This window comes from Methylomonas sp. EFPC3 (genome assembly GCF_029643245.1).
GTDB classification, from domain to species: domain Bacteria; phylum Pseudomonadota; class Gammaproteobacteria; order Methylococcales; family Methylomonadaceae; genus Methylomonas; species Methylomonas koyamae_B.
The window spans coordinates 127,483-151,263 of sequence record NZ_CP116398.1 but is presented as its reverse complement, the minus strand read 5'-3'; the positions used below and the strand labels follow the sequence as shown (position 1 = coordinate 151,263).

Annotated in this window: 20 protein-coding genes; 7 read left to right on the top strand and 13 right to left on the bottom strand. The window is 62.0% G+C overall.

Going from position 1 to position 23,781, the window contains the following annotated elements; all coding sequences use genetic code 11:
• Positions 1-229: 229 nt before the first annotated feature.
• Both PL263_RS00690 and PL263_RS00685 read left to right on the top strand, forming a co-directional pair.
• Positions 230-2,407 carry a bifunctional diguanylate cyclase/phosphodiesterase gene (locus PL263_RS00690; RefSeq protein WP_260839196.1) on the top strand — a complete coding sequence of 726 codons (2,178 nt, stop codon included), beginning with the start codon at positions 230-232 and terminating at the stop codon, positions 2,405-2,407.
• 172 nt (positions 2,408-2,579) lie between these two features.
• Positions 2,580-2,924, top strand: a complete 345-nt coding sequence (locus tag PL263_RS00685) for a hypothetical protein (protein ID WP_278211221.1) — start codon at positions 2,580-2,582, stop codon at positions 2,922-2,924.
• Between the two features lie 31 nt (positions 2,925-2,955).
• On the opposite strand, the gene PL263_RS00680 is transcribed toward PL263_RS00685, so the two are convergent.
• From PL263_RS00680 to PL263_RS00650, 7 genes are all read right to left on the bottom strand, one after another.
• The gene (locus tag PL263_RS00680) at positions 2,956-3,750 is read right to left on the bottom strand and encodes a 2,3-dihydro-2,3-dihydroxybenzoate dehydrogenase (RefSeq protein ID WP_278211220.1); all 795 of its coding nucleotides are present in this window, start codon (positions 3,748-3,750) and stop codon (positions 2,956-2,958) included.
• A complete protein-coding gene (locus PL263_RS00675) occupies positions 3,747-5,822 on the bottom strand; it encodes an MFS transporter (RefSeq protein ID WP_278211219.1) in 2,076 nt (691 codons plus the stop codon). Before PL263_RS00675 ends, PL263_RS00680 begins: the two co-directional genes overlap by 4 nt.
• The gene (locus PL263_RS00670) at positions 5,819-6,799 is read right to left on the bottom strand and encodes an iron ABC transporter permease (protein WP_278211218.1); all 981 of its coding nucleotides are present in this window, start codon (positions 6,797-6,799) and stop codon (positions 5,819-5,821) included. Before PL263_RS00670 ends, PL263_RS00675 begins: the two co-directional genes overlap by 4 nt.
• Positions 6,796-7,824, bottom strand: coding sequence for an iron ABC transporter permease (locus tag PL263_RS00665; RefSeq protein ID WP_278211217.1), 1,029 nt, complete (start codon positions 7,822-7,824; stop codon positions 6,796-6,798). The genes PL263_RS00670 and PL263_RS00665 overlap by 4 nt, the downstream gene beginning before the upstream one ends.
• The gene (locus PL263_RS00660) at positions 7,821-8,762 is read right to left on the bottom strand and encodes an iron-siderophore ABC transporter substrate-binding protein (RefSeq protein ID WP_278211216.1); all 942 of its coding nucleotides are present in this window, start codon (positions 8,760-8,762) and stop codon (positions 7,821-7,823) included. The genes PL263_RS00665 and PL263_RS00660 overlap by 4 nt, the downstream gene beginning before the upstream one ends.
• A complete protein-coding gene (locus PL263_RS00655) occupies positions 8,759-9,568 on the bottom strand; it encodes a siderophore-interacting protein (RefSeq protein ID WP_278211215.1) in 810 nt (269 codons plus the stop codon). Before PL263_RS00655 ends, PL263_RS00660 begins: the two co-directional genes overlap by 4 nt.
• Positions 9,569-9,682: 114 nt before the next feature.
• Positions 9,683-10,687 (bottom strand): AraC family transcriptional regulator, encoded by a 1,005-nt coding sequence (locus tag PL263_RS00650; protein WP_278211214.1) that lies wholly within the window; start codon positions 10,685-10,687, stop codon positions 9,683-9,685.
• Between the two features lie 278 nt (positions 10,688-10,965).
• Here PL263_RS00650 and PL263_RS00645 point away from each other — a divergent pair, with 278 nt between their 5' ends.
• The 5 genes from PL263_RS00645 to PL263_RS00625 are packed head-to-tail and all read left to right on the top strand — an operon-like array spanning position 10,966 to position 17,807.
• The gene (locus PL263_RS00645) at positions 10,966-12,819 is read left to right on the top strand and encodes a TonB-dependent receptor (protein ID WP_278211213.1); all 1,854 of its coding nucleotides are present in this window, start codon (positions 10,966-10,968) and stop codon (positions 12,817-12,819) included.
• 5 nt (positions 12,820-12,824) lie between these two features.
• Positions 12,825-14,045 carry an isochorismate synthase gene (locus tag PL263_RS00640; RefSeq protein ID WP_278211212.1) on the top strand — a complete coding sequence of 407 codons (1,221 nt, stop codon included), beginning with the start codon at positions 12,825-12,827 and terminating at the stop codon, positions 14,043-14,045.
• Complete coding sequence (locus PL263_RS00635) at positions 14,042-15,679, top strand: AMP-binding protein (RefSeq protein ID WP_278211211.1); 1,638 nt, start codon at positions 14,042-14,044, stop codon at positions 15,677-15,679. The genes PL263_RS00640 and PL263_RS00635 overlap by 4 nt, the downstream gene beginning before the upstream one ends.
• Positions 15,676-16,554, top strand: coding sequence for an isochorismatase family protein (locus PL263_RS00630; RefSeq protein WP_278211210.1), 879 nt, complete (start codon positions 15,676-15,678; stop codon positions 16,552-16,554). The genes PL263_RS00635 and PL263_RS00630 overlap by 4 nt, the downstream gene beginning before the upstream one ends.
• A complete protein-coding gene (locus tag PL263_RS00625) occupies positions 16,551-17,807 on the top strand; it encodes a condensation domain-containing protein (RefSeq protein WP_278211209.1) in 1,257 nt (418 codons plus the stop codon). The genes PL263_RS00630 and PL263_RS00625 overlap by 4 nt, the downstream gene beginning before the upstream one ends.
• A gap of 122 nt (positions 17,808-17,929) precedes the next feature.
• Here the strand turns inward: PL263_RS00625 and PL263_RS00620 are convergent, their stop codons facing one another.
• From PL263_RS00620 to PL263_RS00595, 6 genes are all read right to left on the bottom strand, one after another.
• Positions 17,930-18,661, bottom strand: coding sequence for a PEP-CTERM/exosortase system-associated acyltransferase (locus PL263_RS00620; protein ID WP_278211208.1), 732 nt, complete (start codon positions 18,659-18,661; stop codon positions 17,930-17,932).
• Positions 18,662-18,981: 320 nt separating this feature from the next.
• Positions 18,982-19,932 carry a glycosyltransferase gene (locus PL263_RS00615; protein WP_278211207.1) on the bottom strand — a complete coding sequence of 317 codons (951 nt, stop codon included), beginning with the start codon at positions 19,930-19,932 and terminating at the stop codon, positions 18,982-18,984.
• A complete protein-coding gene (locus tag PL263_RS00610) occupies positions 19,929-21,125 on the bottom strand; it encodes a glycosyltransferase family 4 protein (RefSeq protein WP_278211206.1) in 1,197 nt (398 codons plus the stop codon). The genes PL263_RS00615 and PL263_RS00610 overlap by 4 nt, the downstream gene beginning before the upstream one ends.
• Before the next feature lie 15 nt (positions 21,126-21,140).
• Entirely contained in the window at positions 21,141-22,007 is an 867-nt protein-coding gene (locus tag PL263_RS00605) for a glycosyltransferase family 2 protein (RefSeq protein ID WP_278211205.1), read from the bottom strand.
• On the bottom strand, positions 22,004-22,795 hold the full coding sequence (locus PL263_RS00600; RefSeq protein ID WP_278211204.1) for a glycosyltransferase family 2 protein: 792 nt from the start codon (positions 22,793-22,795) through the stop codon (positions 22,004-22,006). The genes PL263_RS00605 and PL263_RS00600 overlap by 4 nt, the downstream gene beginning before the upstream one ends.
• A gap of 7 nt (positions 22,796-22,802) precedes the next feature.
• A complete protein-coding gene (locus tag PL263_RS00595) occupies positions 22,803-23,759 on the bottom strand; it encodes a class I SAM-dependent methyltransferase (RefSeq protein ID WP_278212841.1) in 957 nt (318 codons plus the stop codon).
• Positions 23,760-23,781: the final 22 nt, after the last annotated feature.

Here is a 23,781-nt window from a genome sequence, read left to right as displayed (position 1 = left end):
AATGTCAGCGGCTTTTGTGAAATGCATCTCACCCTCAGCCAACAATGCACCAGACCGACGCATCACGCACCAACAATGACGCCGCTGCTTTGCCCAAAATTAAGCCCAAAGCACTATAACCGAGCAGAAAAGCGGGGATCGGATGTGATTTGCCGGCGCCAATGCCCGACTTTTGGGGCAGGTACGAAATGTGCTTGTCACCTAGCTGGTTTAATCACCGAACACCTGCATGGCAGCCGACTCCGAACCCGCTTCCGCTGTGGTCGAATTTTCGCCGCACCTCAGCCCGAAATTGCGCGCACTGATCCAAGACCGCGAGCGTATGCTCGGCATGTTGATGAGCAATTTGCAGGGCATCGTCTATTGCTGCCTGCTGGACGCCGACTGGACCATGGTCTTCGTCAGCGAAGGCTGCCGGGCGCTGACCGGCTACGCGCCGAGTGATTTGCTGTTCAACAAACGCATTTCCTATGAGGAATTGACCCTGGCGGAAGACCGGCGCTGGGTGCGCCAGCTGATCGAAACCTCCGCCCGGACCCGGAAAAAGTTCGACCTGGAATACCGAATCGTCCATGCCAACGGCAGCATCCGCTGGGTTCAGGAGAGCGGTTTTCCGCTGTTCAACGAGCACGGCGAGCTGGTCGCTTTGGAAGGCTTCATTCAGGACGTGACGGCGCGCAAACACAGCGAGCAAGCGGCCCGCGACGCCGAAGCGCGTTACCGTTCGATTTTCGAAAACGCCATCGAAGGGATTTACCAGACCACGCCGAGCGGCCAGTACCTGGATTTCAACCCGGCACTGGCCCGCATCTACGGTTACGACTCGATCCAGGATTTACGCAACAGCATTTCCGACATTCAACGCCAGCTCTATGTCGACCCGGAAAAACGCGCCGAGTATATCGACATCATGCAGGCCCACGGCGAAGTGCGTCACTTCGAAGCCCAGGTCTACCGCAAAAACGGCGACATCATCTGGATTACCGAGAACGCCCGCGAAGTGCGCGACCGCGACGGCCGGCTGCTGTTTTACGAAGGCACGGTGGAAGACATCTCGGAACGCAAATATTACGAGCAGCAAATCGAATACCAGGCCACCCACGACACGCTGACCGGGCTGCCCAACCGCACGGTGTTATCCGACCGGCTGCAGCAAGCCATCAATTTCGCCGCCCGCTACGGCAATATTCTGGCGGTGGCCTTCGTCGATCTGGACCAGTTCAAATTCATCAACGACAGCATGGGCCACCATGTCGGCGATTCGCTGCTGGTGGTGATGGCGGAACGGCTGTCGCAGTGCGTGCGCGACTCGGACACGGTGGTCAGGCTGGGCGGCGACGAATTCGTGCTGCTGCTGTGCAGCCTGCAAAAGATCGAAGACATCAGTCACAGCATGCAGCGAATCCTGGCTGCGGTGGCGGCGCCCTGCACCATCGACGGCCTGGAGTTTGTGGTCTCCTGCAGCATCGGTATCGGCGTCTATCCCGGCGACGGCCACGACGCGGCCACGCTGCTGAAACATGCCGACTCGGCGATGTACAAAGCCAAACAACTCGGCCGCAATAATTTCCAGTTTTACACCCGCGAGTTGAACCAGGTTTTGACCGAACGGATGGCGATAGAGTACCGGCTGCGCCATGCCATCGAAAATGCCGAATTTTTGCTCTACTACCAACCCAAAATCGAATTGGCCAGCGGCCGGATTTGCGGTGCCGAGGCCCTGATCCGCTGGCAACCGCCCGATGCGCCGCTGGTGTCGCCGTTGAGTTTTATCACGATCGCCGAGGAAACCGGCCAAATCGAGCAAATCGGCCGTTGGGTGCTGCATCAAGCCTGTCTGGCCGCCAACCGCTTCCAGCACATCCTGGGCCGGCCGCTGCCGGTCGCGGTCAACGTCTCGCCGCGCCAATTCCGCCAGCGCGATTTGATCGACACCATCGCCGAGACCCTGGCGGCCACCCAAGTTGCCGCCCACACCCTGGAACTGGAAATCACCGAATCCTGCCTGGTCCACGACACCCCGCAATTCATCAAAACCCTGCACGGTTTGAAAGCGTTGGGTTTGACTTTGGCGATCGACGATTTCGGCACCGGCTACTCCAGCATGGCCTACCTGAAGGACTTTCCGGTAGACCGCTTGAAAATCGACAAGGCTTTCGTCGGCAATCTGGAACAGGAATCCACCGACGCCGCGATTCTGAAAGCCATCATCGCGCTAGGGCACAGCCTCGGCCTCAAAGTAGTGGCCGAAGGCGTCGAAACCGCCCAGCAGTCGGCATACCTACTGGAAAACGCCTGCGACGAAGCCCAGGGTTATTGGTTCGGCCAACCGCTGCCGGAAGCCGAATTTTGCGCCTTGCTGGCCGGCCGGATTGAAGCCGGCTCATGTTCGCAACGCCGGACCTAAAATCCTATCGGCGCTGCCTGCCGGGTTTAATGCCGAACCATTGCCCTGATATTTAGCCGGCGCTGCCGTTGGGCCGCCAATCGCAACAGCTCCATTCTCGACCAGCGACGCTCCTAGCGCGGCAGCCTCGGGTCCAGCCTTCATCACCGGCTTCGGGGCGGGAGCGGTTTCCTTGGCTCGACTGACGCCGGAAGAATTGGCCTGGGTCGAGGCCAAGCCGTTGGTCAACGGCAGTAATATTTATTCCGCAAAAATCCCGTTCACGTATGACGTGCCACTCTACATCGCCAGTTATCTCGGTGTGGAAGCGCTGGGCGATGGTCTCGCCGATTTTTACGGCACCGCCTATTTCGGTATCAGCGCGCCGGATGGCAAGACGCTCGCCAGCGCCTCGGGAACCGCATATCGATCGGCTGCCGCCGTCGTGCCCGTTCCTGGCGCCGTTTGGTTGTTTGGCTCGGCCATCGCCTGGTTAGGGACATGCAGCAAGCGCCGCACCGCGCCCGCCGCCCGCTAAAGCATGGAACGCGGCTCCCGTTGCCGAATTGTCAGCCGAAGGTCGCGCCGCCATCGACCACGAGATCCTGCAAAGTGATATGCCCGGCCGCATCCGACAACAAAAAGGCGACCGCGTCGGCAATGTCGGCCGGTTGCGCCAGCTTGCCGAGCGGAATGCCAAGCCGGTGTTGCTCCAGGCACCCGGCAATGATCCGTTCTGCGCTGCCGGCACCGCTAAGCCAGTAACGGCGCTGCATTTCAGTTTCGGTGGAGCCCGGCGAGACCAGGTTACAGCGAATCCCATATTCCGCCAGTTCCAGCCCAAGACAGCGCATATAGTGGGCGGCAGCGGCCTTCGAGGCGGCATAGGCCGCCATGCCGACGCGCGGCGTGGATGCTGCGTTGGAGCCGACCGTGACGATGCCGCCGCGCCGCCGTTGCCGCATCCGCTGCGCAACCGACCGGCTCAGCGCAAACACGCCATGGGTGTTGACCGCGAAACTCTGCAGCCAATCGGCGTCGCTAAGCTCCAGCGCGCTACCCGGATACAGCACGCCAGCCACATTCACCAAATACTCTATCGCGCCGAGTTCGGATTCGACCGACGCCACCGCCGCTTCGATGGCCGCCCAATCGCGCAAATCCAGTTCCAGCGGATGTAAGCCCGGCAGTACCGCGCAGCTTGCGCGCAAGGCCACAGCGTCGAGGTCTGCGGCGGCCACCGTAAGCCCATGACCGGCCAGGGCGGCGGCAACCGCGAGGCCTATGCCCTGGGCCGCGCCGCTCACCAACGCCACGCCGGGACGCAACCCAAAGCGGGAGCCGACGGGTGTGCTACGGCTCATTCCGCAACCTCGCCGACGGTTGAACCTTGCCCCACCACCGAAGCCGCCACTGCACTGGGCCGGGAAGTGCCGGATTGGCGGCTTAGCCAAAACAACAAGCCTAAGGTCAGCAATGTCACGCCGGCGGCCAGCCAACCGACGCGCTCGAAGCGGTATAAACCGACCGTTGCGCCGGTCGTCATCATCCCGCCGCACAGAGCCGCCAAACCCGACGCGGCTTCGGTACTGGCCGTATTGATAGCCAGATAGCGGCCGCGCAGCGGCGGCGGCACCCGGCTAACCAGCCAAGCGGACGCCGGAATCGCCCGGGTCGATGTCACAACCATAAACAGGGTAAACGCCAAAGCGGTGTGCGGAAGCGGCACCGGATCGAGTCCGGTCAGCCATAGATGCGGAACGATGCTGGCGAGCATCAATCCCGCCAATACGCGGCCCGCGCCGTAACGGTCCGCGGCCAGGCCGACGGCTCGGGCCGCGGCAAAGGTCGCCAAACCGGCCCCGAGATAGAGCCCGGATAGCTCCTGCAGCGTGACGCCCAGACTGCCGTTCAAATGCGCCCCCAGATAAGGCACGATTAAAAAGCCGGCGAAGACGATACCGAAACTCAACAGCCAGCCCAGCGCCAGGCGCGGCGTAAAAAGTCCGGTATCAGCGCCGGCGGTGGCAGGCGCCGCCGGCAAAGCCCGGCGCAATATCAGCCACCAACCGGAGGCCAACACCGCCACCGCAAAGAACGGCACTCGCCAACCGCCCAGCGACGCCAGCCACAGCCCGGACGGTACCCCGAGCACCGCGCAAATGCCGAAGGCCGACATGACCCCGCCTATCGCTTGTCCGCGCCGTTCCGGCGCGATACGGTCGGCAATCAGCGCCATCATCGATGCGCTCAACAAGCCGGCGCAAGCGCCCGTCAGAGCTCGCGCCGCCAGCAAAACCCCGAATCCGTCCGCCAGACCGCAGGCCAAGGTCGCAACGACAAATCCGGCATACAACAACAACACGCTGCGCTTGCGATCGCCGCGATCCAACAGCCGCCCTCCGGCCAGGCTGGCCGAAGCCGAGGCTAAAGTGTAAACACCGACCACCCAGCCGAACTGCGCCGGCCCGATATCGAAATCGCTCATCAACGCCGCACCCAGCGGCATCAGCACCATGTAGTCGAGTAACAGCGTGAACTGAAGGACGGCGAACAGCCTCACCAAGCGCCGTTCGGCATCCAACGCCGGGACTCGGATTGTAGGCTTTACCGATGCCGCCGCCCGCTGCGGCAACGGCCGTGGAACCGGTAACGGCCAATCGGCCGGCCGAACCGGCACAACGACCGGGTTGCCGTCCGGCACCTGTAGCACATAACTGTCGATGCCGTAGAGACTACGCATCAGGACCCGATCCAACACATCGGATGGCGGGCCGCAAGCCGCAAGTCGGCCGCTGTCCAACGCGACCAGCCAATCCGCGTGGCGCGCCGCGACCAGATCGTGCATGACCACAACGACGGTCCGGCCCGCATCCGCCAAGACTCTGAGCAGTGCGAACAATTCCAACTGGTGGCCCGGGTCGAGCATACTGCCCGGCTCGTCCAGCAACAGTACCGGCGTCGCTTGGGCCAGCAGCATTGCCATCCAGGCCCGTTGGCGTTGGCCGCCGGATAAGACATCCAGCGGCTGTCCGGCAAGCTCGGTCAAATCGGTCAAAATTAAGGCTTCGCTCACACTGTCCGCATCCTCATCCGACCATTGCCGCAACCATTTCCGGTGCGGATGCCGGCCGAGCGCTACCAATTCCTCGACCCGCAAACCGGACGGCGCTGACGGAAACTGCGGTAAAAAGCCGACGCGCCGCGCCAACTCTGACGGCGGCATCCGTGGCAACGGTTCGTCGTCCAAGTAAATATGTCCGCTGCCCGGCCGATGCAAACCGGCCAGACAGCGCAGCAGCGTACTTTTGCCGCAGCCGTTGGCGCCAACGATGGCGGTAATGCGTCCGGCCGGTATCAACAGGCTAAGGTCGCGTAGCACCGACTTATTGCCGTAACCGGCGGACAGATTGTCGACTCGAAATTCGGCCATCATGCGGCTCCGTGCGGCTCCGGCCGCATCAACAACCAAAGTAAAAACGGTCCGCCCAACAGACCGGCAACAACGCCCACCGGAATTTCGACCGCCGCTGCCGATATCCGCCCGAGCAAATCGGCACTCGCAACCAATGCGGCGCCGATCGCGGCCGCCGTCCAGAATAACGCTTGCCCCTGCGAGGCCAAGCGCCGCGCCAAGGTCGGCGCGGCAATCGCCACGAATCCGATCGGCCCGCCGATGCTGGCGGCAACGCCGGCCAGTCCGGACGCCGCCAGCAATACCGCCAAGCGCAACCGGCCGGGACGCACGCCGAGGCTGCGCATGCTGTCGTCATGCAAACCCAACAGTGTCAGCTTCAATGCCAACGGCCAGCTTGCGGCCATCAGCATTAACAACAACACGGCGGCAACCCCGACCTGAGGCCAACCGCGGCCGCTAAGGCTGCCCACGCTGATGGCGTAGAGACCCGCGGCATGAAACACCGGGAGCGTGGCTAATGCAAACTCGAATCCAGCCCGCAACAAACCGGCAACGCCCAAGCCCACCACCAACACCCGGTAACCGCGACTGCCGACACCGCCCGCCGCCAAGACCACCAACCCGGCCGTCAGCAGCGCTCCGGTCAATCCACACCACCAAGGCCCCAGCAAACCAGCGGGACTCAGCACCAAACTCAGCGCCAATGCCAATAGTGCGCCGTCGTTCAGTCCCAGTACGTCCGGCCCCGCCAGCCGATTGCGCGCCAAGGCTTGCAACAACGCGCCGGCCGCGCCCAAACCGAGGCCCACGACGAATGCCGCACACAGGCGCGGCAATCTGATTTGGGTGAGCAAAGTGGTACGCCAAACCGGTCCGTTGCCGCTCAAACCGTCCAGCAATTGCACCGGACTCAAACCCGGCTGGCCCGCTGCCAGCTCGGCGTACGCCAGCGCCAACAGCAGGAGCGGCAGACCGCTACGCGAGAACGCAATCATCGCTCCGCTCCGTGCGGGCTAAAGCCAAGGTTAGGTTCTCGATGCACGATCCAGATCAACAACGGCGCGCCGATCAACGCCAGCACCGCGCCGACCGGCGCTTCGAAAGGTGCGATAGCCAGTCGGGCGGCCAAATCGGCCGCCATCATCACGATGCTGCCCAGCGGAATCGCGTAGGCAAGTTGGGCTTTTAGCGAGACGCCGGCCAGCGCTCGAGCGCAATACGGTGCGAGTAATCCCAAAAACGAAATAGGGCCCGCCAGCGCTACCGAAGTACCGCTCAACAGCGCAACGGCGCCGACGGCGCAAACCCGGACAGTCGCGGGACGATAGCCGAGCGCGCTGGCCAGTTCGTCGCCCAAGACCAGCGCCGATAGCGGCCGCACCAGAGCGACAGCCGCACACAAACCAAGGCCGATCAAAACCAATCCCGGCGCGAGCAGTCCTGCGTGCGGGTGAGCCAGCGAGCCGAGCAGCCAGAAACGGAACCGGTCCAAGTTGGCGCTACCGGCCAACGCAATCCAGGCTGTCGCACTCTGACAGGTAGCCCCAAGGGCCAATCCCGCCAACACCATGCGTAGCGGCGACATGCGGCCTCGCCCGGCGCCGGCCAAAAAGAGTACCAGCGCGCAACCGGCCAAGGCGCCGGTCAGCGCCCAGCCGATTTGATCGGCGGGTCCCGATTCTCCCAACCAGGCAATCCCGCCCGCCACGCCCAAGGCCGCGCCGCTATTCACGCCCAGCAAACCGGTGTCGGCCAGCGGATTGCGGGTCGCCGCCTGCAACAATACCCCGGCCGCGCCGAGTGCCGCACCGAGCGCCACGGCCTTCAACAGCCTCGGCAGGCGCAAGTCCACCAGTACCAATTGGGCATGTGCGTCCGCCGCGCGGCCCAGCAACCAGTCGAGGCCGTCTTGCCAATTCACTTCCCCGGGGCCCAGGCTCATTGTGGCTAACGCCAACGCCAGTGCCGCCGTCAACAGCAGAGCGTAACCGGTTCCAGCTTTGTAAACGGCCATGCTCATAAGCTGTTGCCGCGCGCGGCAAAAGCCGCTTCGATATCGTCCAGTACCGCTTGCGCCGCCACCGGCCCGCCAACGACCGTCCACAACGCCGCATCGACCTCGCGCACCCGACCTGTTTTGACGGCGCGCAGTTCGGCGAAAGCCGGCTCGTCGCGCAAGGCGGCCACGCCGCGCGGATCGGGCGAAAAGTTGCCGATGAATAGCCAATCGCCGTCGATATCCGCCAGCATTTCCCGGCTCAATGGCGGTCCATGTCCGGCGCCCGCTTGGCGTTGGGCCGGCGGTCTGGTCAAATCGAGATCGGCCAATACCCGTCCGGCAAAAGCTTCGCCGAGCATATACATTGGACCGTTAGGCGTCAGGCGAACGATGCTGACAGATTCGCCGCGGTGCCCGCTCAGCGCCGCGCGCAACTTGCCGACCCGCGCCCGGTAAGCCTGCAACAACGGCTCGCAGGCTTGTGGCCGCCCCAACGCGACGGCAATCCGCTGCAGGCTGTCTTGCCAGGGTTCGCCGGGATAAAAACTGACCACCATCGGCGCGATCGCCGCCAATTGCTCCAGCATAGCCGGATCGCTTTGGCCGCCGGCCAGGATCAGATCCGGTTGCAGCGCGACAATCCGGTCCAGCGAGGGTTGGGCAAAATCGCCGACGCTGGCTACCGCACCGGTATATTTTTCCAGATAAGCCGGCGGCCGGTCACTGCCACGGCCGTTGACGGCTCCCGCCGGAGTGACCTGGAGCGCCAACGCCGCATCCAAATCCAATTCGCTCAGTACCACAACCCGTTGCGCGGTCGCGGGCACTGCCACCTTGCGGCCGTAAGCGTCGGCGATTTCGCGCGCCGTTACCGGCGGTGCGCTGGTTTGCTGTTCCCGCCCGCAAGCCCCGAGCGCCAAAATCAACGCCAGTAAGGCGCCAGCCGCAGCGGTTTTCATCGGCACGCCTCCAGCGAGCGATGCCGCTCGTCGTGGTACTGTTCTTCGCTACGGCCCCGCCGCCAGTACGGCACGGCATACATCGCAGACAACGGCAAGCCGCGCTCCCGCAGCAGATGGGCTCTGATGGCCAACACCGCGTCGTTTTCTCCGGCTACGGTGGCAAACACATCGGCTCCGGCCGGCCACTGGGTTCGGCCGACGGCCGCCGCCAAGCCGGAAGCCGCATGCGAATGCAACCAATACGGCGTCAGTCCGGGCGGATGTTGCAAACTCAATTGGTCGGCAACATCGGCGATCTCGATCAATGCCGCACCCACGGCCGAATCCGGCAAGGCTTCGAGTACCGCGGCGATTGCCGGTAACGCCGACAAATCGCCGGCCAACAGATGAAACTCGGCCTCCGGTCGAAATAAGCGGGGTCCGCCGACGCCGACCAAACCGACGCTGTGGCCGATTTCGGCACGGCTTGCCCAGCGCGAGCCCGGACCCGCGCCGTGAATGACGAAATCGATATCCAGCGTGCGCCGGCGCGGATCGGCGCGGCGCAGGCTATAGGTCCGCGCTATCGGGTTGTTTTCGGCGGAAAATGCCGGATCGCAGTTGGCCGATTGAGCCGAGAGCGGCGTATCGCCCGCGATAGCCGGCAGCAACAACTTGAGGTGGGCGCCCGGGCCGGCATCGGCCAAGTCTTGCGGTTCCGTGGCCTGAAACCGGATGCGGCGCAGATTCCTGCCCAGACTGAAGGTCTCCCGCACTGTCAGTTGCCGAAGGCGGCGATGTCGGTTATGTTCTGAATCGGACATGGTCATGCGCCTTCTGGTGTTGTGAGTGGAGTGCGGCCACGGATTATACGGGCCGCAACCGGCCGACACGCCGCGCATCCGGCGGATTGACCGCCGCGCAAATCCTTCCGCTCGTTACGCAAAACCCGGCCGGCTCCGCAACAGTAATTCGCTGGGCGCGACGCCGAACTGGCGACGAAATGCCGTGGCAAAATTCGCGGCATTGGTATAGCCGGCGATGTGTGCTGCTTCGCCGACGCTGACCCCGTCGCGCTCCAATACGCGACGCGCTTCTTCCAGCAAGCGGCGGCGCTGGTATGCAAATACGCTGGAACCGGTGTATTGCCGAAAATAGCGTTGCAAGGTACTGGGACTCATCCCAATCCGGTCGGCCAACGCCTGCATCGACCAGCCGTCGCCTTCGCCGCTATCGAGAAATGCACGGAATTCGGCCAAGCGCCGCCGCTCGCGCGGCCGCAATCCCGAAGACTCGCGGGTGTCTACGCTGGATAAGGCGGCCAGAGCCTCCGCGGCGATGTCCAGGCAACGACTCTCCAACGATAAATTCATCAGCGGTGCGGTCGACCCGAACAACTCGAACAGGCTGCCCGCCAAGGCCTGCAACCGCGCCGACAAGCGCCATTGCTGCACGGCAAGATGCGTGCCGCGTAAACGCGCCAACCCCGGATGGCCAGCCAAAACGTCTTCGTGATCCGCCAACCAGCGCTGGCCCAATGCCAGACTCACCACCCGCCTGCGCGCGCCCGGCCGCAATCGCCGAATAAATTGTTCCCGCCGCGTCAAGCCGAGGATCAAACCTTCCCGGCCACCGCTTCCGCCACGGCCGCCCAACTGAAAGCGCCGACCACCATACGAGACATCGGCCTCGCCGTTCAGCGGCAGTACCAACAACAAGCCCGGCTGCAACACGTCGTTGACTTCCAAATCCAGCTCGTCCCTGACATCGGCCGCATACAGCGACAAGTCCGGCCGCAATTGCAATTCCCGGAATCGGCCGCTGACCACCGGCGCCCCACCGGTAGCCTCGGCGGCGACCGCGCCGCCCGGCTCGGCCACACCCGGTCTGATCAAGTCGGAACAGTCGATTTTGGGCGAAACAATGGGCTGAGTTCGATTCATAGGCATTTTCCGATTAATTCCATGTAAATCCAGGCTAAGACGCCGTCTGAGCGGCCCGCAAAGCAATCTGCTTCCGCCGCAAACGCGCAAACCGGCTTTGGACCGGATAATAGCAAACACCAAACGTTAATGTAAATCATTCTTATTTACGGCGAACCATGAAAACTCACCCATTTTTTTGCGCTAGAAATCCCCTCCAGTTAACCGCACTTGCATTGATTGCGGCGCACCAGCCGCAGGCGAACGCAGCCGAAGCTGACTCCGATCGATCAATAGTGATGGAAACCGTCAAAGTCACGGAGAAGCGAGCCAAATCGAAGCCGGCGACCGAGCAGGTCGAGGACACACCGTCGACATCGATCAAAGACGTGTTCGAGAAAAACATTTCGGTCGGCGTCGGCGGCCCCACCCAAAGCGCGCAAAAGGTTTACGTTAACGGGATCGAGGAAACCAACCTCAACGTGCAGATAGACGGTGCCAGACAATCGAATAATCTTTGGCACCACAACGCCAACCTGCTGCTCGATCCCGGCATGTTAAAGGCCGTGACTGTAGACGCCGGTGTCTCCGCGGCCGACGCCGGTCCGGCGGCGCTAGGCGGTTCGCTGCGGTACGAGACCAAGGACGTCGACGACCTGTTGACCCCCGGCAGAGATTACGGCGCATTTCTTTGCGGCGGCTTCGCCAGTAATTTGGATACCTTTACCAAATCCGGCGCGGCCTACGGGCGCAGCCAAGGCGTCGAAGCCTTGGGTTATGCCTCCCATGCCGAAGGCGGCAATTACGACGCCGGCAATGGCGACCCGGTGCCAGGCACCGGCACCAATCTGCTCAGCGCCTTGGGTAAAGTCGCTTATACGGCGGCTGGCGGCCACCGCTTCGAAGCGTCGGCCCAACATCTGGCCGACGACGAGATTCGACCGTTCCGGGCCAATTTTGCCGCCGTGCGCGGACGTACCTTATTGTCCGAAAACATCTTCAAACGCAGTACCGCCAACTTCAAATACAGCAACCGTCAACCCGGTAAATTTTACGATCCGGAAATCCGGTTCTATTACAACGATACCGCCCTGTCGCGTCCCAACGCCAACGGCGGATTCCGGCCCGGATATTTCGACTCTGCCATCGAGAGCTTCGGCGCCACCGCCCAAAATCGATTCGCTACCCCGCTCGGCGAAATCACCGCCGGCATGGATTTTTACAACGACCACGCTCAGACCGATAACTTCCGGGACGCTATGTTTACCGAAACCGCCCGCAATCTGGGCGGATTTGCCCAACTGCGCAGCCAGCCGCTGGACTGGCTGAAACTATCCGGCGGTCTGCGTATCGATTCGCAGGAATTCGATTCGGTCGACCACAAACACTTTGAAAGTACCGGCGCCAGCCCCAATGTCGCGCTCGGCATCACTCCGCTGCCCGATCTGACCTTGAGCGGCAGTTATTCCTATGTCTTCGGCGGCATCCAGCTCGCGGAAGCGGCGATATTTCACACGATGCCCTACGCAAACTATTCCGCCGGCGTTGCCGCGCAACGCGCCACCAATGCCAAAGCCGGAGTGAGTTACGTCGTTGCCGGGATTAAGTTGGACGGCGAAGTGTTTTCAACCCGCATCCAAAATACGCCAGCCTATCTCGAAGGCGAAGACAGTTTCACGCGCATCAACGGCCAGGCGGTGAAAACCGAAGGCTTTAACCTCGGTGCCGCTTACCAACTGGCGGATGCTGATTTCGGCGCCCATTACACCAACACCGAGGTCACTTACGATGATTCGCAGCTAGGTACCTTAGCCTTCTATCTGGGTTCCCCGGTCGGCGAAATTATCAAATTGCACGCCGCCTATGCTTGGCCCGAATTAGGGGTAAAAGCCGGTGTCAGCTCGGAAATCGCCTTGAAATACCGCTACGCACCGGAGTCAGGCAACCGAGATTTGGAGGGTTACCACGTCTATAACCTATTCGCCCAATGGCAACCCCGGTTTTACCGGGGTCTGACGCTGCGTGCCGAGGCCAACAACCTGACCGATGAGGAATACGTAGACCGCTACACCGCCGGCAGTGCGGTCGGCTTTATCACCCCGCTACAAAACCCCGGCCGTAGCGCCGTCATTTCCGCCCGACTGGAGTTTTGACCGCCATGTTTACCGACACCCAGCACGCCACTCCAAGTTCCAATGCCGCGCTGACCGAGGCTGGCGTAACACCGGACGCCGGCACTCTGCTAAGCCGCTTCGGCACCGCTTCCAGTTTTTTTATGGCCACGCCGGAACTGACACTACACGGCATCGGCGTCCGCGATCAGTTGCATACCGGCGCCGATCAATCCATGGAGGACGCCTTGCAACGCCTGTTTGCCCTCAACCGCGAGCACGGCGACGCCTCAAGCATTGCCGTCGGCGCGCTGCCGTTTGCAGCGGATGCGCCGGCAGTGTTGTTCATTCCGGAACGTCTGGAGCTGGCCGGACGCCTGGAGCGGCGTGGCGCGCCACCTGCGGGGCCGGCAGTCGGCGGTGCGGCGACCCAAGAACGGCCGTCCCGGGAACGCTACGCACAAGGGGTGGCACAAGCTCTCGGCATGATGCGGCAATCCGGACTCAAAAAAGTGGTCCTGTCGCGGATGCTGGAAGTCGTCGGCGAACACGACATCGACCAAGCCCGGCTGTTGCGCAACCTGGCCGCCAATAACCTATCCGGTTACACCTTCGCGCTGAATCTGCAGTCGGAGACCCGCAGCATCCGCCGCCTGATCGGCGCCAGTCCGGAATTATTGCTGCGGCGCCGCGGCATCAATCTGGAGGCTAATCCGATTGCCGGTACCGCACCGCGCAGTCGCGATCCCGGCGAGGATCTGAGCCACTCCCGCAGACTGTTGCACTCGGCCAAGGATCGTCACGAGCATGCGCTGGTAGTCGAAGCGGTCGCCGACGCTCTCGGTCCTTTTTGCTCCGCTCTCGAAGTACCGCCGATACCGGAATTGATTGCAACCGCCCGGGTTTGGCACCTTTCGACGCGGATTCGCGGGGTACTGCGCGACCGCGAATCGAGTTCATTGACCCTGGCGCGTGCCTTGCACCCGACACCGGCCGTTTGCGGCGAGCCGCGCGAGCTGGCCCGCCAGGCGATAGCCCGTTTGGAATGTTTCGACCGCGGCCTGTTTACCGGCTTGGTGGGTTGGTGCGCCGCCAACGGCGACGGCGAATGGGCGGTAACGATCCGCTGCGCGGAAATCGAAGCCAACCGCGCCAATCTCTACGCCGGTGCCGGCATCGTTCCTGATTCGCAACCCTGGCAGGAAGTCGACGAAACCTCGGCAAAATTTCGGACTCTGCTCGACGCTTTGCACGGGAGCCGACCATGACCGACGCCGACTTCGTGCCTTGGCCGGACCGGCTCGCCGCCCGCTACCGCGCGCGCGGCTGGTGGCGCGGCCAGACCTTGGGGGCCTTCCTGCGGGAGCTGGCACAGCGCCACGGCGACCGCACCGCGCTGGCCTGCGGCAGCCGCCGCTGGTCCTATCGCGACTTAGACGAAGCAGCGGACAGACTGGCCGCCGGCTTTGTCCAATCAGGTCTGCGCGCCGGAGAACGCCTGGTGGTGCAACTACCCAATATCGCCGAGTTTTTCACGGTCTGCTTCGCCTGTTTCCGGATGGGCCTGATTCCGGTGATGGCATTGCCCGGCCACCGCCGCGCCGAAATCGGCGCATTTTGCCGGGACGCGGACGCCGTCGCCTATGTGATTCCGGACCGCCACGACGGTTTCGATTACCGGGTCCTGGCGCGGGAAATCTTGGCTGTGGCGCCCAGCTTGCGCCAAGTCATCGTCGTGGGCGCAGCCGCAGAATTCACACCGCTGGACGCGCTGGACGCCGAGCCGCGAACGCTGGCGGCACCGGTAGCCGGCGACATTGCCCTGCTGCAACTGTCCGGGGGCAGTACCGGCACCCCGAAACTGATTCCGCGCACCCACGACGATTATCTCTATAGCGTGCGCGCCAGCGTCGAAATCTGCGACTTTACTGCCGATACGGTTTATCTGGCCGCATTGCCGGTAGCCCACAATTTCCCGTTGAGCTCGCCCGGCACCTTGGGCACTTTGCAGAGCGGCGGCCGTATCGTCCTGCTGCGCCGGCCGGAGCCGGAAGCCGCTTGCGCCGCCATCGCCGCCGAGGCAGTCAGCCACGTGGCCTTGGTACCGTCTTTGCTGCTGGCCTGGCTGGACTATGTCGAACGCACCCGCCCAGTCCTGATCAGCCTGCGTCTGGTGCAGGTCGGCGGCGCCAGCCTGGCCCCCGAACTGGCAGCCAGAGTCGAACCGGTATTCGGGTGCCGGTTGCAACAGGTATTCGGCATGGCCGAGGGCCTGGTCAATTACACCCGGCTGACCGATCCGGCGTCGGTCGTGCTGGAGAGCCAGGGCCGGCCGATCTCGCCGGACGACGAAATCCGCATCGTCGACGATGCCGACCGGGACGTGGCGGAAGGCGCCACCGGACACCTGCTGACCCGCGGCCCTTACACCATTCGCGGCTATTGGCGCGCCGAGGCATACAACCGCACCGCATTCAGCGCCGACGGCTTTTTCCGAACCGGCGACTTGGTGCGACGCCGGCCGGACGGGAATCTGCAGGTCATGGGCCGCGCCAAGGATCAGATCAACCGCGGCGGCGAAAAAATCGCCGCCGCGGAAATCGAAAGCTATCTGCTCAGCCATCCCAGGGTGCGCAATGCTGCGCTGGTGGCGGTACCCGATGCCCGGCTCGGCGAGCGCAGTTGCGCCTTCATCGAATTGGCCGACGCTAACGCGACCGAGGATCTGAGTCAACTCGCGCTAACGCTGAAACTGCATTTGCGCGACCGCTGCGGAGTCGCCAACCACAAAATCCCGGACCGCATCGAATTTCTCGACCGATTTCCGCTGACGGCGCCCGGCAAAATCGCCAAACCGCAACTGCGGGAACTCGCCATCAAACAGACCCGGAGCCCGATATGAGCATACCCAATATCCCAAGTTACGAAATGCCGACCGAACTGCCTGCCGCCAAAGTGCAATGGCACTTGGACCCAAGCCGAGCAGTCCTGCTGGTACACGATATGCAGCAGTACTTTCTCGACTTCTACGATCCGTCCCTAGCGCCGATCCCTACCCTTATGGAAAACTGCATCCGGCTGATCGCCGCCTGCCGCAGCCATGGCGTTCCGATCCTGTACACCGCGCAGCGCGGCGGCCAATCGGCGGCCGACCGCGCGCTTCTCACCGATTTTTGGGGCCCTGGGCTGCCCGCGCAAGCGGCATTGGAGCGCATAGCCGATGCGATTGTCCCCGAAGCGGGCGACGAGGTCCTGCCGAAATCGCGCTATAGTGCCTTCAAGCGCAGCGATCTGGAACAGCGTCTGCGCGCCATGGCGCGGGACCAACTGGTAATCTGCGGCATATATGCCCACATCGGTTGTCTGATGACGGCGGCGGAAGCCTTCATGCTGGATATTCAGCCGTTTCTGGCCGGCGACGCCCTGGCCGACTTTTCCAGGGAGGAGCACGGTATCGCATTGCGCTATGCCGCCGGCCGTTGTGCCAGCGTCTGCAGCAGCCAGGACATCGTGACGGCATTGACTTCACCGTATCCGAGTCTGCAAGCCTTGCGCCACGAGGTGGCGGCGGCGATTGCAATCGAACCCCACCGGCTCGGCGATCACGACGACCTGTTGTTGATGGGCCTGGATTCGATTGCTTTGATGACCTTGCTGCAAGGTTGGCGGCAACGCGGACTTCAAGCCGATTTCGGCGATCTGGCGCCGACGCCGACGCTGGCGGCCTGGCACGGTTTATGGCAGGGTGGCTCGGCCATTGCAGCGGCCGGCTCATGATACCCGACAGCCCCCCATTGGCATTGACCCAGGCCCAAGCCGGCGTATTGCTGGGCCAGCACCTCGCCGGCAATGCCGACGTGTTTTATGCCGCCGAATACACCGAATTGCGCGGCCCGCTGGAACCCACGCTGTTCATGGAAGCGCTGCATGCGACGTTGGCCGAAGCCGATTCGCTGCGGTTCCGTTTGATCGACACCGACGACGGTCCGCGGCAATTGCCCATCATCGCCCCGGTACCGATTCCGCTGCTGGTCGCGGCGGAAGATCTGGACGAAACCGAGTTCCTGGCCGAACTGTCGCGCCAATCCCGCCAAGCCTTCGCCTCGGAAGACGGTTTTCTCTACGAACACCGGCTCTACCGGCGGGCGGCGGAGCGCTACGTCTGGCTGCATCGAGCCCATCATCTATTGTTGGACGGCTACGGTTTTCAATTGATCGCCCGCCGGACCGCGGCCCGCTACGCGGAACTGGTCGCCGGCAACGGTCCGGTTAGTGCCGAATTCGGCAATCTGGCGGCGGTAGTCGACGCAGACCTCGCCTATCAGAATTCTGCGGCACGGGAAGCCGACCGGCAGTATTGGCTGGACACATTGGTGGGATTGGCGCCCAAATCGCTGTGTCGAAACCCGATACGCGGCATCGGCCGCGGCCGCCGAGTCGGCGGCGTACTGCCGGATACGGTGGTCACCCGTCTCAAGACCCGAGCCGTGGAGTTGGATTTGAGCTGGCCGGAATTGTTGATTGCCGGATTTGCCGGTTATCTGGCCCAATTTGGGCACGGCGACGACGCGGTCCTCGGCCTGACTACGATGCTGCGCGCGTCCGGAGCGGCGGCTCGCACGCCTTGTACGGCGATGAACGTGATGCCATTGCCGTTTGTGCACGACTGGGATCGGCCGTTGGCCGAGATCGGATCAAAATTGCGCCAAGACTTGGCCCGACACCGGCCGCACCAGCGCTATCGTTTCGAGCATTTGGAGTTCGACCTGGAACAAGCGGGTTATCCCCCAGGCTTACTCGGCACCGAAATCAATATTATGCCGTTCCAGGCGCCGACCCGCTTCGGCCCGTGCGAAGCCATGACCCGCACGTTGGCGGCTGGCCCGGTAGAGGATTTGGCGGCAGTGTTCATGGCGCGCGGCGATGTCATCGTCCTTGATCTCGACGGCCGTATCGAAAATTACGACGAACCGGCTTTGCGGGACCATTGGCAACATATCGTCGGCTTTTTGGCTCAAATTCTGGCGTAAGCTGCCGAGTAAACCCGCAATCCTTTTCACTTCCACCGCTTCGGCCGCGGGCGACAACTGCGGCCGGTCCACCACCCTAAGCTGCCGTCTCCGCATTTTGCCGCGAAGACGGCTTTAGTACGCTAAGCCCTCTGGCGAACGGCAAACTCGCCTTGCTCCAGTTCGGAATAAAGTCGGTAGCCGATTTGGTAATCCTCGTCCCACAGCGGATTTTGCAGAATGTGGTCGACATCCAGCATATACGGCGTGCGCAAACCGCGGTGTTCGCAAGGCTCTGCCACTTGGCGCATATCGAAACCCTGTTTTTTCACGGCGTAAGCCAAGGCCGGCGCCACCAGTATGAACCAGTGCTTGATGCCGTTTTCCGCCGAGTAGTCGACCGCAGCGCGGTACAGACCCCACATGATGCTGCGGCTTTGCTGGCGTAAGGTGTTGAGGTACTTGACGTTGCTGGCCGGATCGGTGTCGACGGCGGCTTGGGAGCGGGGAGCGAAGCGCCGGGCTTCGCGCAGTACGCAAAGGCGGGAAATTTCAATAGAGTCGCGATGATGGGCATCGGCCAGCGGCTGGTCCTGTTCGTATTTTTCCGCGAAAGGAAAGGTTTGCCCCTGCGGACTGACTACGCGCAATGCACCCAGCCATTGGCCGGTGAAACGGTGGCGGACAATGAAATGCACCGCATGCTGGTCCCAATCGTCGAATTCCAATTGCTGCGGAAACAGTTCCTTATCCTCGTATCCGAGTTCGTCGCAGTAAACTTGATACCTGAGGTGGTAGTGGATTCGCTTGCTTTCCGGCGTATCAGCTAAAAAAACCTCAAAACAGTTGTCGAAAGAATGCTTTTCAGAAATCAAGGTGAAACTCCATAACAAAATTAATCAAATCCCTTATTTCCAGGCGCTAGTACAACGCGTCTCTGTCTTGACCGCAAAGCGGCTTTCGCATGCGCCGTGTCGGGGAATAATGTTTTCCATTCAGCTATTTGCGTGTATTTCTGCCGATAAATCGCGATAGCGGTTTGTAAACTACAGGCCTAAGATTAAAGAAATCCTGCAATTTTGATTAAGGAAAGATTAAGAAACGGTATTCTCCAAGCAAAAAAGCCCGTCAGGACCAGGAAATTTACTAGAGCCGCAGGCCTTGTCCGACCTGGGTTTGCGGCGAATTGCCGGAATCAGTCCGCTTCCGGCGGTATGGATGAGGCAAACGGACTCGACCAGTAAGCCCGGTGCAAACTGAAATAGCGGTTGAGGCCGGCCGGCAGACGCCGGTGGCAGGAACGGCCGATTTTATAGCCCGACCATTTCAACATGGTTCTGACAAACGCAGACGGCAGCATTGCCGGAGCGTGTCGCAGTAAATAGCGGATTTCCGACACGACGAAACGCCTGCCCTCGCCGGCAGCGCCGCCGAAAGTCCGCTGCAACCACGGCACCCGGTTATGGAACACGCCGATATCGAAATAGCGGCGGAACTCGTCGGCAAAACCGTAATCGTGGGAATGAAACACCCTGGCGTCGGCGCAATATTTTATTTTCCAACCGCACAGCAACATCTTCCCGGCCGCGAAGGTATCTTCGTTCATCACCGTATGCCGCGGAAAGCCACCGGCTTGCACCAGCGCGCTACGGCGGTAGCCGGCAAAAGAATTGGAGATAAATACGGTCTTGATGCCGAAGCGGTCGCGGTCGGCCAGACCGCGCAACTGGCTGTGCTCGGGATAATTGAACAATCGGGCGTGAGCGCCGATCGGGCCGGCGCCGACGTGCGGCAATTGCCGGCCGTAGGCGGCACCTACTTCCGGATTCTCGAACGCCGCCAGCAAATTGGCCAGGGCCTCCGGATCGGCCAGTAAGGCATCCTGGGTCAGAAACAGCAAAATCTCGGCATCCGCCAGATAGTCAACCCCAAATTGGCGGGTACCGCCGTGATTGAAGTCCTGGCGGGCGATGATTTTCACTTCAAATCCGGCCGCCCGCGCCAGTTCGACGGTCGCGTCGCTGGACGACGAATCGATCAGCAACAGATAGTCCGGCTTGCGGCTTTGCCCGGCCAGCGCCCGCAACCATTCCGGCCACATCTTGCCGGCATTCAGCGTCGGCACGATCAGTCCCACTTTGCTCATGTGCGCTGCTCCGCCAAACCGGCAACCGGACCGAGTTCGGCCGGTTCGGTCAACGCCCGCCAGACCCGGTCGCCCAGCGACACGGCATCCAGCGCTTGTTCGGCATGGCGCCGCGCGGATTGCGACATCTGCCGCCAGCCGTCGGCGTCGGTCTCTTGCGCCGCCCGCAATACCTGGCAAACGGCAGTGTGGTCGCGTTCGAACACCCAGCCGGCGCCGATCTGCGGCAGATGATCCCAGGCCAAACCCTTGGCAACCAGCGCCGGCCGGCCGCAAGCCAGGGCTTCGGCGACGACGTTGCCGAAATTCTCGCGCATGCCGCCGGCCTGCTCCAATCCGGACGGAAGCACCAGAAAATGACTTTGCGCCAGCAATAGCTTGACTTCGTCGGCCGCCAAATAGCCCCGGTACTCGATCGCACCCTCGGCTGCGGCGACCAGTTGCAAAAACTCGTCGAAATAGGCGCCGTCGACGCTACGGCCGGCTACGACTAACCGGTCGTCCCTGCGCCGGGATTGCAACCAGGCACGAATAAAGCCATTGATGCCTTTCTCCTGTTGCACGTGGCCCAGAAAGCATAACTGCATGCCGGGCCGAGCCGGATAATCCGCGACCTGGAACGCCCGGCTGTCGATGCCGTTCGGCACCAACAGTATCCGCCCCTGCCCGGCCAAGGCCGCGCTAACGCCGGCAGCTTCGGTATCGCTGGTGCAATGCACCGCCAGCGCCCGGCGTAAGCTCGGGAAGGTCAGCCAGCGGTAAAACAGCCATTTGTGCGGCTTGCGGCTTTTGATCAACTCGACGTGTTCCGGCATCAGACCGCCGTGCACCGCAACGATGAACGGCTTGCGCAGCAGGCGGCAAAACACCCCGGCCAAGGTCGACGGCCAGGTGGCGATGCCGTGAATGTAAACCCGCGGCGCTTGCCGGCATAGATTCCAAATTGCCGGAATCGCCCCCAAACCGAAGCCCCAGCGGCGCCAGCCGTAACAGCGATAGAGCCGGACCGCGACCGTATCACCCAATTGCACCTCTTCGACGTGCAAGCGGCCGGAAATCGACTCGTCGGACGCGACCAGCGCCATGCGATGGCCGCGCTCGGCCCAGGCCTGGGTCAATACGCCGCAAGTCACGGCTACTCCGCCGTAGCCCTTGGCCGGCGGCACGTGCGTCGCGATTATTCCCGCATCCATCCTCTTCTCCTCAAACTAAAGGCAACCGCTGTTGCGGTAAGCAAAAAATCCGCGCCAGACGCCGACCAGGCTGTAATACCAATAGGCCAGCTTGGCGCGGTTGCCGGACAACGCCGCCAGCAGCATTTTCAAAACCGGCGCCAGCAACATTTTTCTGGCGATGTAATAAGCAATGAACCAATCCCGTTGATTGGCGAATTTGCGGATATAGGCACCGATACCGGTCGAGTACATCAACATCCGGGCGTTGCCCAGGCGGTAGTGGTCCTTGTCCGGATGGTAGATGCGGATCTCCGGTGTATAAAACGCCTTGCCACCGGCGCGCAGTAGCCGGTACAGCATTTCAAAGCCCTCGCCGCCGGCATATTTGGCGCCGATACCGAAATCGTGGTCCAGATAAAACTGGCTGCGATCAAGCCGATCGAGCGCGAAGAACTGGGTAAACTCCACTCCCATCATGCTCAGGCGCGAAAAATAACCGGCTTTGCGGCTGTTGACGCCGATGCTGAAGCCGCGAGTGTCGGCGTCGTATGAAGCCCCGACCAGAATCGCCAACTGCGGCCGCCGTTCGAATTCGGCGACCACCCGCTGCAACACATCGGCGGCATAGCAGCAATCGTCGTCCGGAAAGGCCACGATAGCCCCTTGCGCCAGGCCAATGCCGTAATCGCGGGCGCGGGCGTTGCCGGTGAAATCGACTTTGACGTGGACGATGCGCAGCGCTGGCCGAAACGATTCGACGATCGCGTCGATCTTGCCGTCCCGGTTCTGGTCGATCACGATCAGTTCGAAGTCTTGCAGCGTTTGCGCTTGCAACGCAGCCAAGAACTCGGCGACCTGCCAGTCCCGACCCAAGGTCGCCAGAATCAAGGATACGGTCACGGCCGCGGCTCCGCCCATTTACCGGCTTTGGCTTGCAGATAAATCGTCGCCTCGTACCAGGTAAACATCAACGCAAATTCCAGACCGGCGGCACCGTCCAGAAAACCGCCGCGCAGCAAATAGTGGTAAGCAAACCGCGCCACGATCCGCAGCCAGGAACGCCCCAACCAGACGCTGATCCGGCCGCGCGCGGTCATCAAGGCGCCGGCGGTAGGTTGCAACTCGATTTCCTGCGCGGCCTTGCCGACGTGTTTGTGCATCCAGGCCACGATCTCGCCGTGGTAAAAATAATGCTGGTAGGGAATATCGGTCACCGCCACCCGGCAGGTGTCCAGCACCGCCTCGCCGTGGCCGGTATGGTTGCGGACGAAACCGACCGTCTCCCGCCGCACCAGACGCGGATGGTAAATCGGATAGCCCGGCGCGTGTTTCAGGCATTTGCCGCGCAAATACAGCAGCGACGGCACCATCAACACATCCATGTCGCGCGAGGTGGCCCATTCCGCGTCGAATTGCTGGTAAAACAGCGGCGGATAAATTTCGTCGGCATCGACGAACAATACCCACGGCGTCTCTATGCCGCACTGCTGCAACGCAAAATTGCGCTGTTCGGCAAAGCCCGGCCACGGATTATGCAACACCAGGCAACCGCGGCGCTCGGCGATGGCGACGGTATCGTCGCTGCTGCCGGAATCGACCAGCACGATCGGGTAGCGCTCCGGAATCGCCGCCAGACAGCGCGGCAGGTTCGCAGCTTCGTTACAGGCCAGAATCACCACGGTCAGCATAAACGCCTCACTTGCCCGCGGCGGTCTTGACCGCGTAGACGTTCAGGTAAATCCCCATGCCGAACAGATTCATCAGGCCGTTGAACGGCATTTGCGCATATTTGACCAAACCGTTCAGCACCGCCGCCAGCCGGCCTTTGGCACCCAAGCGCCGCGATAGGGCATCGAACGGCACCCGGGTAATCTGCTCGGTCTTCACCACCTGCAAACCGTTGCGTTCGAACAATGTGCGCAAGCCCTGCTCGGTAAAGAAATTGACGTGCTCCGGCACCCACAGGCAGGCGTTTTCGTTGGCGCCCAGCAGCTTGACCAGAAACGAGGCGTAATTCGGCACTGCGCAGGCCAATACCCCGCCAGTCTCCAACAAGGCCGCCACCTTGCGCAACGCTTGCTCAGGCTCCAGCAAATGCTCCAACACCTGCGACATCACCACCACGCCGAACAGCTCGTCGCTGCGGTAGTCTTCGAACATCACCGGCAACGGCAAATCGCCGTTCATTTGTTCGAATACATTGTTTTCGTAGGCGCCGGGGTTGATGCTGACCGTGCGGTAACCCAGCAGGCGCAAGGCCCGGGTATAAAACCCGAATCCGGAGCCGATATCCAGCGCCCGGTAATTCAAGGTATTGTTGTAGCGGTCGGCATAGTGGGCGATACGTTTCGCGTCCAGTTTGCAATTCGGATAAAGCTGCTCGCGCCGCAGCACTTCGTCCAAGCCGATCTCGGCGGTCAGGGCCTGACCGGAATGTCGATAAATCTGCTGCAACCACTCCCGGTGCGGCGGCTGATTCAGAAAGCCGGTGCCACACACCTGGCAGCGGTAAATCCGAAACTCTTCGGCATCGGCGTCGGCCGTGTACTGGTAGTGTTTGTGTCGCCAAAAGCGGATGCGTTCTCCGCCGCAGGCGACGCAATGGTGCAACAGTTCGCCGTAAGTTCGGTTAGCCATGCTGGCATAAGTCATCGTTTTCACAAGCATCCGCCAT